Source organism: Streptomyces sp. Ru71 (genome assembly GCF_002920535.1).
In the GTDB taxonomy this organism is placed as follows: Bacteria; Actinomycetota; Actinomycetes; order Streptomycetales; family Streptomycetaceae; genus Streptomyces.
In genome coordinates this window covers 19,744-34,983 of sequence record NZ_PQSS01000051.1, presented here as the reverse complement: position 1 = coordinate 34,983, position 15,240 = coordinate 19,744, and the positions used below count along the sequence as shown (strand labels likewise).

General features: G+C 72.2%; 13 protein-coding genes. 8 read left to right on the top strand and 5 right to left on the bottom strand.

Annotated features, from left to right (window positions below; translation table 11 throughout):
• Positions 1 to 14: 14 nt before the first annotated feature.
• Entirely contained in the window at positions 15 to 1,418 is a 1,404-nt protein-coding gene (locus tag C3489_RS25815; protein WP_374936779.1) for an FAD-dependent oxidoreductase, read from the top strand.
• 64 nt (positions 1,419 to 1,482) lie between these two features.
• Here C3489_RS25815 and C3489_RS25810 read toward each other — a convergent pair whose 3' ends face one another.
• Positions 1,483 to 1,746, bottom strand: coding sequence for a hypothetical protein (locus C3489_RS25810; protein WP_103784461.1), 264 nt, complete (start codon positions 1,744 to 1,746; stop codon positions 1,483 to 1,485).
• Positions 1,747 to 1,871: 125 nt separating this feature from the next.
• On the opposite strand from C3489_RS25810, the gene C3489_RS25805 reads away from it, so the two are divergent.
• On the top strand, positions 1,872 to 2,696 hold the full coding sequence (locus C3489_RS25805) for a rhomboid family intramembrane serine protease (RefSeq protein ID WP_103784460.1): 825 nt from the start codon (positions 1,872 to 1,874) through the stop codon (positions 2,694 to 2,696).
• Between the two features lie 7 nt (positions 2,697 to 2,703).
• Here C3489_RS25805 and hemE read toward each other — a convergent pair whose 3' ends face one another.
• Positions 2,704 to 3,771, bottom strand: coding sequence for a uroporphyrinogen decarboxylase (gene hemE, locus C3489_RS25800; RefSeq protein WP_103784459.1), 1,068 nt, complete (start codon positions 3,769 to 3,771; stop codon positions 2,704 to 2,706).
• A 118-nt stretch (positions 3,772 to 3,889) separates the two neighbouring features.
• On the opposite strand from hemE, the gene C3489_RS25795 reads away from it, so the two are divergent.
• From C3489_RS25795 to C3489_RS25770, 6 genes are all read left to right on the top strand, one after another.
• Positions 3,890 to 4,561 (top strand): DUF3000 domain-containing protein, encoded by a 672-nt coding sequence (locus C3489_RS25795; RefSeq protein ID WP_103784458.1) that lies wholly within the window; start codon positions 3,890 to 3,892, stop codon positions 4,559 to 4,561.
• Positions 4,562 to 4,837: 276 nt separating this feature from the next.
• Complete coding sequence (locus C3489_RS25790; RefSeq protein WP_103784457.1) at positions 4,838 to 5,500, top strand: response regulator transcription factor; 663 nt, start codon at positions 4,838 to 4,840, stop codon at positions 5,498 to 5,500.
• Between the two features lie 227 nt (positions 5,501 to 5,727).
• Complete coding sequence (locus tag C3489_RS25785; RefSeq protein WP_103784456.1) at positions 5,728 to 7,008, top strand: ribonuclease D; 1,281 nt, start codon at positions 5,728 to 5,730, stop codon at positions 7,006 to 7,008.
• A gap of 261 nt (positions 7,009 to 7,269) precedes the next feature.
• Positions 7,270 to 8,490 carry an acetyl-CoA C-acyltransferase gene (locus tag C3489_RS25780; protein WP_103784455.1) on the top strand — a complete coding sequence of 407 codons (1,221 nt, stop codon included), beginning with the start codon at positions 7,270 to 7,272 and terminating at the stop codon, positions 8,488 to 8,490.
• A complete protein-coding gene (locus C3489_RS25775; RefSeq protein WP_103784454.1) occupies positions 8,487 to 10,616 on the top strand; it encodes a 3-hydroxyacyl-CoA dehydrogenase NAD-binding domain-containing protein in 2,130 nt (709 codons plus the stop codon). Before C3489_RS25780 ends, C3489_RS25775 begins: the two co-directional genes overlap by 4 nt.
• Positions 10,617 to 10,792: 176 nt before the next feature.
• Positions 10,793 to 12,454 carry a hypothetical protein gene (locus tag C3489_RS25770; RefSeq protein WP_258054946.1) on the top strand — a complete coding sequence of 554 codons (1,662 nt, stop codon included), beginning with the start codon at positions 10,793 to 10,795 and terminating at the stop codon, positions 12,452 to 12,454.
• Positions 12,455 to 12,461: 7 nt separating this feature from the next.
• Here C3489_RS25770 and C3489_RS25765 read toward each other — a convergent pair whose 3' ends face one another.
• Genes C3489_RS25765 through C3489_RS25755 form a run of 3 tightly spaced genes read right to left on the bottom strand, consistent with a single transcriptional unit; the run spans position 12,462 to position 15,236 of the window.
• Complete coding sequence (locus C3489_RS25765; protein WP_258054945.1) at positions 12,462 to 13,724, bottom strand: phosphodiester glycosidase family protein; 1,263 nt, start codon at positions 13,722 to 13,724, stop codon at positions 12,462 to 12,464.
• Entirely contained in the window at positions 13,717 to 14,445 is a 729-nt protein-coding gene (locus C3489_RS25760) for a hypothetical protein (protein ID WP_103784453.1), read from the bottom strand. The genes C3489_RS25765 and C3489_RS25760 overlap by 8 nt, the downstream gene beginning before the upstream one ends.
• Positions 14,442 to 15,236 (bottom strand): rhamnogalacturonan acetylesterase, encoded by a 795-nt coding sequence (locus C3489_RS25755; protein WP_258054944.1) that lies wholly within the window; start codon positions 15,234 to 15,236, stop codon positions 14,442 to 14,444. Before C3489_RS25755 ends, C3489_RS25760 begins: the two co-directional genes overlap by 4 nt.
• Positions 15,237 to 15,240 lie beyond the last annotated feature (4 nt).

Sequence of the window (15,240 nt, the reverse complement as noted above, 5' to 3'; positions counted from 1 at the left end):
GTGTTCGCATGACCATGACTGGTGCGGCACGGGGTGCGCGGGAGAAGCTGGTGGTGATCGGCGGCGACGCCGCGGGGATGTCCGCGGCGTCGCAGGCACGTCGGCTCAGGGGGCCCGACGAGCTGGAGATCGTGGCGTTCGAACGCGGCCACTTCACCTCCTACTCGGCGTGCGGCATCCCGTACTGGGTCGGCGGTGACGTGGCCGGACGGGACGAGCTGATCGCCCGCACCCCCGAGGAGCACCGCGCGCGCGGCATCGACCTGCGGCTGCGCACCGAGGTCGTGGAGATCGACGTGGCCGGGCGGCGGGTACGCGCGCGTGACGTGGACGGCGGGGCCGAGTACTGGACGTCGTACGACAAGCTCGTGATCGCGACCGGGGCGCGGCCGATCCGGCCGCGGATGCCGGGTGTGGACGCGCCGGGCGTGCACGGCGTGCAGACCCTCGACGACGGGCAGGCCCTGCTCGACACGCTGGCACGCACGCGTGGGCGGCGCGCGGTGGTCGTCGGCGCCGGTTACATCGGCGTCGAGATGGCCGAGGCGCTGATCAACCGCGGGTACGAGGTGACCGTCGTCAACCGGGGCAGCGAGCCGATGTCGACGCTCGACCCGGACATGGGCCGCCTGGTGCACGAGGCGATGACGGGCCTGGGCATCACCATGGTCGACGACGCCGAGGTCACCAAGATCCTCACCGGGGACGACGGCCGGGTGCGCGCGGTGGCCACCGACCGTGCCGAGTTCCCCGCCGACGTGGTCGTGCTCGGCATCGGCGTACGCCCCGAGACGGGGCTCGCGCGGGCGGCGGGCCTGCCGCTCGGCCGGCACGGCGGTCTGCTGACCGACCTGTCGATGCGGGTGCGCGGGCACGAGGACATCTGGGCGGGCGGCGACTGCGTCGAGGTGCTCGACCTGGTCTCCGGGCAGGAGCGGCACATCGCGCTGGGCACCCACGCCAACAAGCACGGCCAGGTCATCGGCACCAACGTGGGCGGCGGCTACGCCACCTTCCCCGGTGTCGTCGGCACGGCGGTCAGCAAGGTGTGCGACCTGGAGATCGCGCGGACCGGGCTGCGGGAGAAGGACGCGCGCAGGGTCGGTCTGCGGTTCGAGACGGTGACGATCGAGTCGACGAGCCGCGCGGGCTACTACCCGGGCGCCTCCCCCATGACGGTGAAGATGCTCGCCGAGCGCCGCACGGGCCGCCTGCTCGGCGTGCAGATCGTCGGCCGCGAGGGCGCCGCCAAGCGGGTGGACATCGCGGCGGTGGCCCTCACGGCCGGCCTGACGGTGGAGCAGATGACCGCGCTGGACCTCGGCTACGCGCCGCCGTTCTCCCCGGTGTGGGACCCGGTGCTGGTGGCGGCGCGGAAGGCGGCGGCGAAGGTGCGGTCGGGCACACCACTCCACTGATCCGGGGTGGCTACACCGCCCCACTGACCCGGAGTGGCTACACCGCCCCACTGACCCCGGGTGGCTACGCCGTCCCGCTGATCCTCGGCAGCGCCGACACCGCGGCCGGCTGTTCCCCCGCCGGCTTGGCGTGCGCGGCGACCGGGCGGGAGCGCAGCCGGTGGCTGACGGCCTCGTCCAGGGTCACCGGGCGCTGCGCCTGCGCGGCCAGCCGCCCCGCCTCCTGGCCCAGCCGGGCGACGTCCTCCCAGGGCAGCCGGAGCACCACGGCCAGTTCCGCCTCGCCGTCGGGCAGCGCGTGCATCGTGGGAGTGACTCGGTCGTTCATCTGCGTGTCCCCTCGTCGGCCCCGCGGCACGCCTTCCCCGCGCCGCGGGCGGTTGAGGAGACATACGCGGGAGCGGTCGCGCACGTTCACCGATTCGCCGACCGCATCGCGGGCAGTAGTTCCTCGTGGTCATCCCCGTCCATGACGTGAACCCCGTGCGCCGCACCCCCTGGGTGACGTACGCGCTGATCGCCGCCAACGTGGTCGTGTTCCTCTTCACGCCCGGCCTCGCCGGGTCCGTGGCCGGGGAGAGCACGCTGGCGCAGTCGTGCCATCTGCACGCGTTCCTGGACCACTGGGCGGCCGTGCCGCGCGAGCTGATCCACCATCGGATGCCGGGCCTGGTCCCCACCGGGGACGTGGGACTCGGCGCGCACGGCCCGGGCTGTGTGGTGGCCCCGCCGTCCTACGACAAGTCGCCGGCGCTGAGCGTGTTCACGGCGATGTTCCTGCACGGCAGCTGGCTGCACCTGCTGGGCAACATGCTGTTCCTGCTGATCTTCGGCAACAACGTCGAGGACCGCATGGGGCACGTGCGCTTCGCGCTCTTCTACGTCGTCTGCGGCTATGCGGCCGGGTACGGCTTCGCCGTCCTCAACGCCGGATCCGGCGACCCGCTGATCGGCGCGTCGGGGGCGATCGCGGGGGTGCTCGGCGCGTATCTGGTGCTGTACCCGAGGGCCCGGGTGTGGGTCCTGGTTCCGTTCCTGATCTTCCTGCCGCTGCGGCTGCCCGCCTGGCTGGTGCTGGGCTTCTGGTTCGTGCTCCAGGCGGTGTACTCGGCCGGCGAGGGCGTCTCCGCGGCCGGCACGGTGGCGTACGCAGCGCATGTCGTCGGCTTCCTCGCGGGCATGCTCATCGCCCTGCCGCTGCGCCCGGGCACCCCACCGCCACCGGAGCCGCGCGGCCTGCTGTTCGGCAGGAACGCGCGGCCCCGTCAGACGTGGTGAGCGCCCCTCAGCGGACGGTGTGCGCGTGGACGTACTCCACGAGCCGGGTCAGGGCGTCCGGGTCGGTGGACGGCATGACGCCGTGGCCGAGGTTGAAGACGTGGCCCTCCAGGTTCGCCGCCGCGTCCAGCACCTCGCGGGTCTTGGCCTCGACGGCGGACTGCGGGGCGAACAGGACGGTCGGGTCGAGGTTGCCCTGGAGCGCCTTGCCGGGGCCGACGCGGCGGGCGGCCTCGTCCAGCGGGACGCGCCAGTCGACGCCGACCACGTCCGCGCCGGCCTCGCCCATCAGGCCGAGCAGCTCACCGGTGCCGACACCGAAGTGGATGCGCGGCACGCCGTAGGACTCGACGGCGCGGAAGACCTTGGCGGAGGCCGGCAGCACCGAGCGGCGGTAGTCGACGGGGGCGAGGGCGCCGGCCCAGGAGTCGAAGAGCTGGACGGCGGAGGCGCCGGCCTCGATCTGCACCTTCAGGAACGCGGAGGTGATGTCCGCGAGCCGGTCCAGCAGGTCGGACCACAGCTCGGGGTCGCCGTACATCATCGCCTTGGCGTTCTCGTACGTGCGCGACGGGCCGCCCTCGACGAGGTAGCTCGCGAGGGTGAACGGGGCGCCGGCGAAGCCGATCAGCGGGGTGGCGCCGAGTTCGGCGGTGAGCAGCCCGATGGCCTCGGTGACGTAGGGGACGTCCTCGGGGGTGAGATCGCGCAGCTGGGCGAGGTCGGCGCGGGTGCGGATCGGGTTCTGCACCACAGGGCCGACGCCGGGCTTGATGTCGAGGTCGACGCCGATGGCCTTCAGCGGTACGACGATGTCGCTGAAGTAGATCGCCGCGTCCACGCCGTGCCGGCGCACCGGCTGCAGGGTGATCTCGGTGACCAGGTCGGGCCGCATGCAGGAGTCGAGCATGCCGACGCCCTCGCGCACCTTGCGGTACTCCGGCAGGGAGCGCCCGGCCTGCCGCATGAACCACACCGGCGTGTGCGGCACGGGCTCGCGCCTGCACGCCTTCAGGAAGGCGCTGTCGTACGTCGCTGTCGGCTGCTTGCCCGAGGGGCTTCCGTTGGCACTCACGACGGCAAGTCTCGCATGGCGCACAAGGGGCGCCGCCCGCCCCCACCCGGCAACCGGGTGCCCCGACGGGGGGTGTCTTGCCCTGCGCGAGGGCCCGCTTCCCCTTACTCTTCCCCGCATGGCTGCGGCTCAGGGACGACTGTCGGACGGCGCTGACGGAATGGACGACGCGAGGGACACGGGGGAGGCACGAGGGGGCACAGCGGTTCCGCTGCCCTTCCGGGCCGCCGTCGACGCGCTGCGCACGGCGCGGCTGCGGCCCCAGGTGGAGATCGAGCCGACCCCTGCCCCGCAGCGGCTCGCGCCGTTCGCGTACGCGCTGGAGGCCACGGTGGTCGACGGTGAGTCGGAGCTGGCCGACGGGCGGCTGGTGCTGCTGCACGACCCGGCCGGGCACGACGCCTGGCGGGGCACCTTCCGGCTGGTGACGCTGGTGCGCGCGGAGCTGGAGCCGGAGATGGCGGCCGATCCGCTGCTGCCCGAGGTGTGCTGGTCGTGGCTGACCGGGGCGCTGACCGCGCGCGGGCTGGCGTACGGCGAGCCGAGCGGCACCGTCACCCGGGCGGGTTCCCACTACTTCGGCGGGCTGGCCAGCCGCCCGCCGGCCTCGCAGATCGAGATCCGCGCGTCCTGGACGCCCCGGGAGGGGCTGGGCGGCGTCCCGGACACGGCGGCCCATCTGGCGTCCTGGTGCGATCTGCTGGCGCAGGTCGGAGGGCTGCCGCCGGCCGGTCCCGGGGACGCGTCGGTGGTCACGCTGCCGCAGCGGCGCGGCCCTCAGCCGCGCTGAGCCCCGCTCTCCCCCTTCACGTACCTCGCCCCCCGCGTTCCGGTTCACCCGCGGCGCGGGTTTGCGGGCGGCTGCTTGACCGTCACTTTGTCGATACGGCCACTTTCAGTCACGACCGCCACTCGAACGAACCGATTCGTGCACCGAACGATCGACCGCGTGTCCGAATTGCACAGATTGTTACTCACTAAATCGTGATCTTTCTCTAAAGGGCCCGGCCCTCGCTGCCGAAGACGACTGTGACCTTGAAAGCCGTCCCGCCCCTCAGGAGGCCTGGTGTCCGTTCTCCTCGAGCAGCCCTCAAGCCTGGTCGCCTACCGCCCGAACAAGCCCACCGCCATGGTCGTCGTCGCCGACCCCCGCGTCCGCTCCACCGTCACCCGGCATCTGTGGGCGCTCGGCGTGCGCGACGTCATCGAAGCCTCGTCCATCGCGGAGGCCCGTCCCCGCATCGGCAACCCGCGCGACATCTGCGTCGCCGACGTCCACCTGCCGGACGGCTCCGGCCTCACCCTGCTGTCCGAGACCCGCGCCGCCGGCTGGCCCAACGGGCTCGCCCTGTCCGCCGCGGACGACATCGGCGCCGTGCGCAACGCCCTCGCGGGCGGAGTCAAGGGCTACGTCGTCACCGGCACCCGTACCGCCGTCGGGCTCCCCACCCGGCCCGGTGCCGCCCCCATCGGCGCGGCCGCGGCCCGCCTCCACCGCCGCCCCCCAGGTGCCCCGAGCCACCCGGGCGGCTACCGCGAGCTGTCCGGCCGTGAGGTGGAGGTGCTGCGGCTGGTGGCGGAGGGCCAGTCGAACAAGGCCATCGGCGTCTCCATGGGCCTGTCCGCGCTGACCGTCAAGAGCCACCTCGCCCGCATCGCCCGCAAGCTGGGCACCGGCGACCGCGCCGGCATGGTCGCCGTCGCCCTGCGCACCGGCATCATCCACTGACCGCACCCGGCCGGCCGTCCACCGGCCCCCGCCGCACCGATCGTCCCCTGTCCCCCCACCGTGACCCTTCACCGACGCGAACGGGACCGGTCCCCCTCCCGGCCCCGTCCCTCCCAGCGGATCGTGAACCCGGCATGACACCGAGCTGACCGGTTTACGACCCTTCGGCGCCCGTCGACGGAACGTTCCGTCGACGGGCGCCGTCCATGCATGGATACCCTTGACACGTGACCGACGCCCACGACACCGCAGCAGACACTTCACTGCGAACCACCGGAGGCGGCCCTCCGGACGACGGCGGATCTTCTGCTACGGAGGCGCCGATCCCGCTGCTGGAGCCCCGCGAGGGCATCCCGCCCGTCGTCGCGGACCAGGCCGCCCTCGCCGAGGTGGTCGCCGCCTTCGCCGCCGGCTCCGGCCCCGTCGCGGTCGACGCCGAGCGCGCCTCCGGCTACCGCTACGGCCAGCGCGCCTACCTCGTCCAGCTGCGCCGCGAGGGCGCCGGCACCGCACTGATCGACCCGGTGGCCTGCGGCGACCTGTCCGCTCTCGGTGACGCGCTGGCCGGCACCGAGTGGGTGCTGCACGCCGCCACCCAGGACCTGCCCTGCCTGCGCGAGATAGGCATGGTGCCCACCAGCCTGTTCGACACCGAGCTGGCCGGCCGGCTCGCCGGCTTCCCGCGGGTCGGACTCGGCGCCATGGTGGAGAACGTCCTCGGCTACGTCCTGGAGAAGGGCCACTCCGCCGTCGACTGGTCCACCCGGCCGCTGCCCGAGCCCTGGCTGCGCTACGCCGCGCTCGACGTCGAGCTGCTCGTCGACCTGCGCGACGCGCTGGAGAAGGAGCTGGAGCGGCAGGGCAAGCTGGAGTGGGCCCGCCAGGAGTTCGACGCGATCGCCTCGGCCCCGCCGGCCGAGCCGCGCAAGGACCCGTGGCGGCGCACGTCCGGCATGCACAAGGTGCGGCGCCGGCGTCAGCTGGCCGTGGTGCGCGAGCTGTGGCAGACCCGGGACCGGATCGCCCAGCGCCGCGACGTCTCGCCGGGCAAGGTGCTCTCCGACGCGGCCATCGTGGAGGCGGCCCTCGCCCTGCCGTCGAATGTGCACGCCCTCGCCGCCCTGGGCGGCTTCGGGCACCGCATGGGGCGCCGCCAGCTGGAGCAGTGGCAGGCCGCCGTGGACCGGGCCAAGGCCCTGCCGGAGGCGGAGCTGCCGCAGCAGGGGCAGCCGGTGACCGGGCCTCCGCCGCCGCGGGCGTGGGCCGACAAGGACCCGGCCGCCGCGGCACGCCTGTCGGCGGCCCGGGCCGGGGTGTCGGCGCTGGCCGAGCGGCTCAATCTGCCCCAGGAGAACCTGATCGCCCCGGACACGGTGCGGCGGGTGTGCTGGGAGCCGCCCAAGGGGGCCGACGCGGACGCCGTCGCGGCGACGCTGGCGGGGTACGGGGCTCGGGCGTGGCAGGTCGAGCTGGTGACGCCGGTACTGGTGGCAGCGCTGTCCGCCTAGGCGCCGTGGCGGCTTCCCGACGCACGCCGGGTGCGGGTGGTCTGTGGTGCTTCGCACAGTCCCCCGCGCCCCTTCAGGACGACCTCCCCCTTGTTGTCATGCGCAGGACCGCCTAGATCGCGCCAAGATCCGGCCCGGTCACCCGTCTGCCGTGTGTGACCTTCACCGCTCCGGCCGTCCGGGCTGTGCAGCGACGTTACTCGTTAGTAGCATGGGCCGTAAGCAAGCGCTCAGCGTCCCGTACCCTGGAGGAGAGCCATCGTGCCTCGTACCGTCAGGGACGTCGTCTTCGTCGACGGCGTCCGTACCCCGTTCGGCAAGGCGGGCCCGAAGGGCATCTACCACGAGACCCGCGCCGACGACCTCGTCGTCAAGGCGATCCGGGAGCTGCTGCGCCGCAACCCCGGGCTGGACCCGGCGCAGATCGACGAGGTCGCCATCGCCGCGACCACGCAGATCGGCGACCAGGGCCTGACCATCGGCCGCACCGCCGGCATCCTCGCGGGCCTGCCGCAGTCCGTCCCCGGTTACTCCATCGACCGCATGTGCGCCGGCGCCCTGACCGCCGTCACCTCGGTCGCCGGCTCCGTCGCCTTCGGCGCGTACGACGTCGCCATCGCCGGCGGTGTCGAGCACATGGGCCGCCACCCGATGGGCGAGGGCGTGGACCCCAACCCGCGCTTCGTGAGCGAGAAGCTGGTCGACGAGTCCGCCCTGTTCATGGGCATGACCGCGGAGAACCTGCACGACCGCTACCCGTCGATCACCAAGCTGCGCGCCGACGAGTACGCGGTGCGCTCGCAGGAGAAGGCCGCCAAGGCGTACGCCAACGGCAAGATCCAGCAGGACCTGGTGCCGATCTCGGTGCGCCGCACCAGCCCCGAGGGCGGCGAGACGGGCTGGGGCCTGGTCACGGCCGACGAGCCGATGCGCCCGGGCACCACCCTGGAGAGCCTGGCCGGCCTCAAGACGCCGTTCCGCGTCCACGGCCGGGTCACCGCCGGCAACGCGGCCGGTCTGAACGACGGCGCCACCGCCTCGGTCATCGCGAGCGAGGACTTCGCCCGCGAGCACGGCCTGCCGGTCAAGATGCGCCTGGTCTCCTACGCCTTCGCGGGCGTGGAGCCCGAGGTCATGGGCTACGGCCCGATCCCGGCCACGGAGAAGGCCCTCGCCAAGGCGGGCCTGTCCATCTCCGACATCGGCCTGTTCGAGATCAACGAGGCCTTCGCCGTGCAGGTGCTGGCCTTCCTTGAGCACTACGGCATCGCCGACGACGACGCGCGCGTCAACCAGTACGGCGGCGCCATCGCGTTCGGCCACCCGCTGGCCTCCTCCGGCGTCCGCCTGATGACGCAGCTGGCCCGCCAGTTCGAGGAGCAGCCGCACGTCCGCTACGGCCTGACCACCATGTGCGTCGGCTTCGGCATGGGCGCGACGGTCATCTGGGAGAACCCGCACTTCGACGGAGGCGACAAGTGAGCACCACCGCTGAACTCCTGAAGGGCGCGGCCGAGCTGTTCCCGGACGAGGTCGTCACGCAGGCGCACGTGCGCCACTTCGACCTGCCGGCCGGCGCCGGGCGCTTCGCGCTCATCACGCTGGACAACGGCTTCGACCACACCAAGCCGACCACCTTCGGCCCGCAGTCGCTGGCGAACCTCAACACCGCCATCGACCAGGTCGAGAAGGAGGCGGCCGAGGGCGCGATCGTCGGCGTCGGCATCACCGGCAAGCCGTTCATCTTCGCCGTGGGCGCCGACCTCAAGGGCGTCGAGCTGCTGAAGGAGCACAAGGACGCGCTCGCCATCGGCAAGGGCGGCCACGACGTCTTCAAGCGGCTTTCCGGCCTCGCGGTCCCGACTTTCGCGTACTACAACGGCGCGGCCATGGGCGGCGGCGTCGAGGTCGGCCTGCACTGCACCTACCGCACGGTGTCCGCGGCGCTGCCGGCGTTCTCCCTGCCCGAGGTCTTCCTCGGCCTGGTCCCCGGCTGGGGCGGCTGCACGCTGCTGCCGAACCTGATCGGCGCGGAGAAGGCCGTGACGGTGATCATCGAGAACAGCCTCAACCAGAACAAGCAGCTCAAGGGCAAGCAGGTCTACGAGCTGGGCATCGCCGACGCGCTGTTCGAGGGCGCGGACTTCCTGGAGCAGTCGCTGATCTGGACGGCGTCCGTCCTCAAGGGCGAGATCGTCGTCGAGCGCCCGGCGATCGACCGCGGTGAGGCCTGGGACCAGGCCGTCGCCAAGGGCCGCTTCATCGCCGACTCCAAGGTGCACGGCGCGGCCCCGGCCGCCTACCGCGCCCTGGACATCATCGCCGCCGCCAAGAACGGCGACCTGCAGCAGGGTTACGACGCCGAGGACCAGGCGCTCGCCGACCTGATCATGGGCGGCGAACTGCGCGCCGGCATCTACGCCTTCAACCTGGTGCAGAAGCGCGGCAAGCGCCCGGCCGGTGCGCCGGACAAGTCGCTGGCCCGCCCGGTGACGAAGGTCGGCGTGGTCGGCGCCGGTCTGATGGCCTCGCAGCTGGCGCTGCTGTTCCTGCGCCGCCTTGAGGTGCCGGTCGTCCTGACCGACATCGACCAGGAGCGCGTCGACAAGGGTGTGGGCTACGTCCACGCCGAGATCGACAAGCTGCTCGGCAAGGGCCGGATCAGCCAGGACAAGGCCAACCGCCTCAAGGCGCTGGTGACCGGTGTCCTGGACAAGGCCGAGGGCTTCGCGGACGCGGACTTCGTCATCGAGGCCGTGTTCGAGGAGATGGGCGTCAAGCAGAAGGTGTTCGCGGAGGTCGAGGCGGTCGCCCCGGCGCACGCGATCCTGGCGACCAACACCTCCTCGCTGTCGGTGTCGGAGATGGCCTCGAAGCTGAAGCACCCCGAGCGGGTCGTCGGCTTCCACTTCTTCAACCCGGTCGCCGTCCTGCCGCTGCTGGAGATCGTCCGCGGTGAGCAGACCGACGACGCCTCGCTGGCCACGGCCTTCGCCGTCGCCAAGAAGCTGAAGAAGACGGCGGTCCTCACCAAGGACGCCCCGGCGTTCGTCGTGAACCGCATCCTGACCCGCTTCATGGGCGAGATCCAGAACGTCATCGACGAGGGCACCCCGGTGGCCGTGGCGGAGAAGGCGGTCGAGCCGCTCGGCCTGCCGATGTCGCCGCTGGTGCTGCTGGAGCTGGTCGGCCCGGCGATCGGCCTGCACGTCTCGGAGACCCTCAACCGGGCCTTCCCGGACCGCTTCACGGTCTCCCCGAACCTCAAGGCGGTCGTCGAGGCGGGCAAGCGCGGCTTCTACGTCTACGACAGCGGCAAGCCCGAGCTGGACCCGGAGGTCGCCGCGCTGCTGAAGCAGGGCGACACCGTCCTGACGGAGGAGCAGGTCCGCGCCCGTGTCCTGGACGCGGTGGCGCAGGAGATCGGCCTGATGCTCGACGAGGGCGTCGTCGCCGAGGCCCAGGACATCGACCTGTGCCTGATCACCGGCGCCGGCTGGCCCTTCCACCTGGGCGGCATCACGCCGTACCTGGACCGCGAGGGCGTCTCGGAGCGGGTGAACGGCAAGAAGTTCCTCGCCCCGGGTCTCGCGTCGGTCCCGGAGTGACACCTGCGTGAAAGGAGGGCCCCCGCCACAAGCGGGGGCCCTTTCTGTCGTACAGCTCACCCTCGCCTCCCCCACAGCCGCCCGTTAGACTTCCGGGGGCTTCCTTCGGGAAGCGGGGGGTGATCTTCACACAGGAGCGGGTACGACATCTCATGAATACGGAACTTCCTGCGCTGGTGCCGAATCTCGCGGCGGTGGACCGGCGCGGTGTCGTCACGGGGACCGACACATCGGGGGCGGTCCCCGTGGAGTACCGGTTCCGGCCCGCTGAAGGCGATGTGCGCCATCTCATCGTGGTGTTCTCGGGATTCGCCGCACCGAACGGATATCACTTCGCCGGTAAATCGCTGAACGGCCTGCGCGCCAATGTGCTGTGGATCCGCGACGAATTCGACGGCCACTACAGCTACTACATGTGCCGGTCGATGAACTTCGACATCGAGGCCTCCGTCCTCGGGCTCATCCAGAACACCATGGGGCAGCTCGGCCTGGGTCCCGAGCAGGTCTCCCTGCTCGGGGTGTCCAAGGGCGGCAGCGCCGCGCTGTACTACGGCCTGAAGTACGGCTTCCGCAACATCGTGACGGTGGTTCCGCAGTTCCTGGTCGGCAGTTACGTACGCGACCGCGCGGAGACCGGCCGCTACATGCTGGGCCCCGACATGCCGCAGGCGCACGTCGACATGCTGGACGGCGCCATCCCGGAGCTGCTCAAGAGCTACGGCGGGCAGGGCCACAACATCTACCTGTTCACGTCGGAGGCGGACGAGCAGTACGAGACCGAGATCAGCCCGCATCTGCAGCTGTTCTGGGCCTGCGACAACTTCAACCTGATCCGCACCAACTCGCAGCTGGTCCGGCAGCACGGCGAGGTCTCCGGCTACAACCTGCCCCTGGTGCTGGGCATGCTGTCCGCCCTGTCCGACGGCGCCGTGCCGAGGCTGGGCTTCGTGGAGAACGGCGACGCCCGCGTCGACCCCTACGAGCGGCAGCGGTACCTGGCGGAGCTGCGGGCCTCCGAGGCGCTGACCGCCGTACTGAACAAGCAGGACATCCGCGGCAACAACCTGCTGCTGAGCGGCCACGCCTTCGTGCCCGGCGAGTCCCCGCACGGCGAGTTCCCGACGGTGAAGTCCCTGGTCGTCGAAGGCGGCGGGAAACACTTCGAGTTCCCGCTGGCGACGACCGAGGCCAAGCACACCTACAGCCTCTACTTCGACCGGTACGCCCGTGACTACACCGACGGCGGATTCGAGCCCGAGGCGAAAACCGGGATTTCCATGGCGGGCATGCCCGGCGGTGTCTACGAACTCTCCGTGCGGGTCTCCAGCCCCGCGGAAGGCATAGACCGGCGCACGAAACTCGTGGCACGCCGGCCCTTCGACATACGGCGGCCTTTCGGCGGACTGGAGATATCGCTCATCGGTGACGAGCAGCGGGTGCGGCTCGTCCGGCGGCCCGTCCTCGGCCATTTCTCCCAGGAGACCGCGTTCTCCCTGGAGAAGAGCTGGCTGAAGGACCGGGTGCTGCACGTCGAGGGTGTTTTCTTCGTGCACGGCATCGAGGCGGCCGCGCACGGTCACGCGAACTACTACCTGGTCCTGCGCGGCGCACAGGCCACGTATTCCTTCCGGCTCGGTATGTCCCGCAAACCGCTCGCGGTACGGCCGCACGTGCGGCGCGGAGACTTCGGCTCCTACGACTTCGCCTACTTCGCCACCTCCGGATACAAGGGCGTCGCGCTCACGAACGCCATCGCCGGGGATTACGAGGCGTACATCTCGATGAGCACGGGCGGTTCCCTGTTCTCGGCCTCGGCCGGCGCCGTCACCCTTCCCTGAACAGCGATCAGCGCGGCAGCACCACGAGCGCGTCGGCGACGGGACGTTCGGTGACGCGCTCCCGCTCGGTGGCGCGCGGGCTGTTGCGCAGCGCACCACCGACCACGGCGGTGGTCGAGCCGCCGCCGTCCAGGTTCACCGCGTCCACGGCGCCGAGCGAACTCAGCAGCTCGGCGGCCTCGGGCCCGGTGGCGCCCACGCTCACGCCCGGCGCGCGGCCGTCGATGACGACCAGCAGCAGGGTACCGTCGGCGGTGACGCCGGCGACGGTGCGCGGTTCACGGCTGCCGAGCCGCTCCGCGTCCGCGTCCACCGCGCCGTCGCGCAGCAGACGGGCGCTGCCGCCCAGGGCGGTGTCCACGGGCCCGGTCAGCGAAGCGCCGTCCGCGTCGGTGATCCGCTCGGACACCGCCAGCGGGCGGCCCGGGGCGGCGTGGACGCGCAGCCAGGCGGCTCCCCTGCCGATGCCGTACAGCGAGCCGCCGCCCTTGGGCAGCGGTCCGCCGGCGGGTGAGCGCAGGCGGGTGACCCGGCCGGACGACGACAGCAGCGCCTCCGTGCTGCCGGGCGGGCCCGGCGGGGTGCGGGCGCCCCACTGCGGGGTGTAGGAGACGATCTCGTCGGCGTCGGTGCACAGGCCGTTGGCGGGCTCCGTCTGGACCTCCCCGGTGGTGGCGAGCCGGTCACCGCCGGTGCCGCCGCAGCCCAGGATGCGGCCGGCGACCCGGTTGACGCCGTCCAGCTCGCGCCGGGCGCCGTCGGCGGCCCGCAGCCGTCCCGTGGTGGACGCCTCGGTGACCCGGGCCACGAGCCGTCCGGCGTCGTATCCGAGGACGAGGGCCGGGCGGCCGGACAGGGCCTCGCTGAGGACCCGGCCGTGCTCGGCGTACAGGCCGATCGGGTCGCCCTCGTAGCCGGAGTGGTTGCGGCCGGTGCGGATGTCGAAGTACGTGCCGTTGACCGCGGCGAGCGCGCCGGCCGCGTCCGCCAGGGAGCGCACGGTCTCCGTGTTCGGCAGGTCCGTTCCGTGGACGGCGGTGACGCGTGCCCGGGCGTCGGGCGCGACGCGCAGCACGTGCAGCCGCACGGGGCTGTCCGGGCCGAGCTGCCGGGTCGGCTCCTGGTAGTCGAGGCCGGCGGGCAGGTCGGGCAGCGGGGAGGCGGAGGACGCGGGCAGTCCGGAGTCGGGCTGCCCGGCCGTGCATCCCGCGAGGAGGGCGGCGGCGGCCAGCGCGGCGGCCCACCGGGCTGCCGGGTGCCGCCTAGCCATAGGTGGGCAGTGCCCCGGGGGACGCCCCGAAGTCGCCGATGTGGATGGTCACCTCGGACCAGACCCGGTTGCCGCGCTCGTCCTCGAAGGCCAGCTCGAACCGGTCGTATCCCAGGTGCCCGGGGTCCGCCTGGTAGGTGACGCTGCCGTCGGGCGGGCAGGTGAGCATGCCGTGGCGGGCGATCCCCACGCCCATGAACCGCAGCCCCGGCGCCCAGGTGTGGCCGGGCGGCAGGGAGACGCGGCCGCCCGGGGGCAGCGTGAAGCTCTGCCCGGGCACGAAGTGCCGCCGCACCCGGTAACCGGCGTCGGAGACCGCGGTGGAGGGGATCAGCTTGTCGCCCTGTGCGGGCATCAGGCCGATGATGACGCGCGGCAGCAGCACGGCGCCGTCCGGGGCGTCGTCGGCGACCCGCACCTGGCAGGAGACGGTGCGCTGCTCGGCGTCGGAGGCGTAGGTGGCGTACCGGCCGTTGTTCAGGTGGCTCATGCCCTGGTGGCGGGCCATGGTGGCGACGTCGCCGAGGAAGTCGTCGAGCAGGTAGCCGTAGGTGCGGAAGGCGCCGCCGGTGGGGGTGACCACCATGGTGAAGGTGATCTCCTGGCCGGGGGTCACCGGCTGGGCCGGGTCGGCGTCGGCGAACAGCTCCAGGGTGCCGCCGATGTGGCGGGCCTGCGGGTGGGTGACCCAGGCACGGGCGATGGGATGCCAGTCGTTCACAGCAGGGCCCCGCTCTCGGCCGGGGCGGTGCGCCCGCCCACGCGTTCCTTGGTGAGCTGCTCGAAGACGTGGTCGTCGAGGAACTCCACGGCCGTCTCGGGGATACGGGCGTCGAGGTTGCGGAAGTACTCGGGGGTGAGCAGGCCCTTGGCGCACATGTCGCCGGCGATGAACCGGGCGCACTCGACGGCTCCGTGGCCGCGCAGGTGCGTGTTGTCGGCGATGCCGTCGGGGTAGTTGGGGTGCTCGCCCGGGTCCAGGTACAGGAAGAGGTCCTTGGTGCCCTCCGGTCCCGCCTGGCGCCACCAGCCGACGCTCCACTCGTTGAGGTCGATCAGCGGCACGGACAGGCCCGTCGCCAGCTCCCGCATCGCCGCCGGGTACAGGCCGAGGGGGCGGCGCATGTTGCCGTGCTCGTCGAAGACGCGCCGCTCGTGGCTGGTCACGAACACCGGGTGGGCGCCGCGCTCGCGCACCCCCAGCGCGTACTGGCGCAGGAAGAACTGGTAGTCGCCGAACGGCTCGGTGAAGCGGCCGTCGCCGGGCTTCATGTCGATCAGGCCGAAGGAGACCAGCAGCAGATCGCCGGGGGCGATGTTCTCCAGGATCCAGGCGAGCCTGCCGCGCTCCAGGAAGCTGCGCGAACTGGAGCCGGCACGGGCCGCGTTGACCACCTCGGCGCCCTGCACGAACAGCTGGAGCACCTGGCCCCAGCCGACCATCGGCGCCATGCTCCGCGGCCGGCTCGTCACGCTGGAGTCGCCGGCGAGAAAGATCCTCTTGTGCCGCACGGCG

Coding starts and splice junctions, on each gene's coding strand:
- C3489_RS25765 (WP_258054945.1), bottom strand. CDS start 13,724: ATGGCTAGGCGGCACCCGGCAGCCCGGTGGGCCGCCGCGCTGGCCGCC.
- C3489_RS25815 (WP_374936779.1), top strand. CDS start 15: ATGACTGGTGCGGCACGGGGTGCGCGGGAGAAGCTGGTGGTGATCGGC.
- C3489_RS25795 (WP_103784458.1), top strand. CDS start 3,890: ATGGCTGCGGCTCAGGGACGACTGTCGGACGGCGCTGACGGAATGGAC.
- C3489_RS25810 (WP_103784461.1), bottom strand. CDS start 1,746: ATGAACGACCGAGTCACTCCCACGATGCACGCGCTGCCCGACGGCGAG.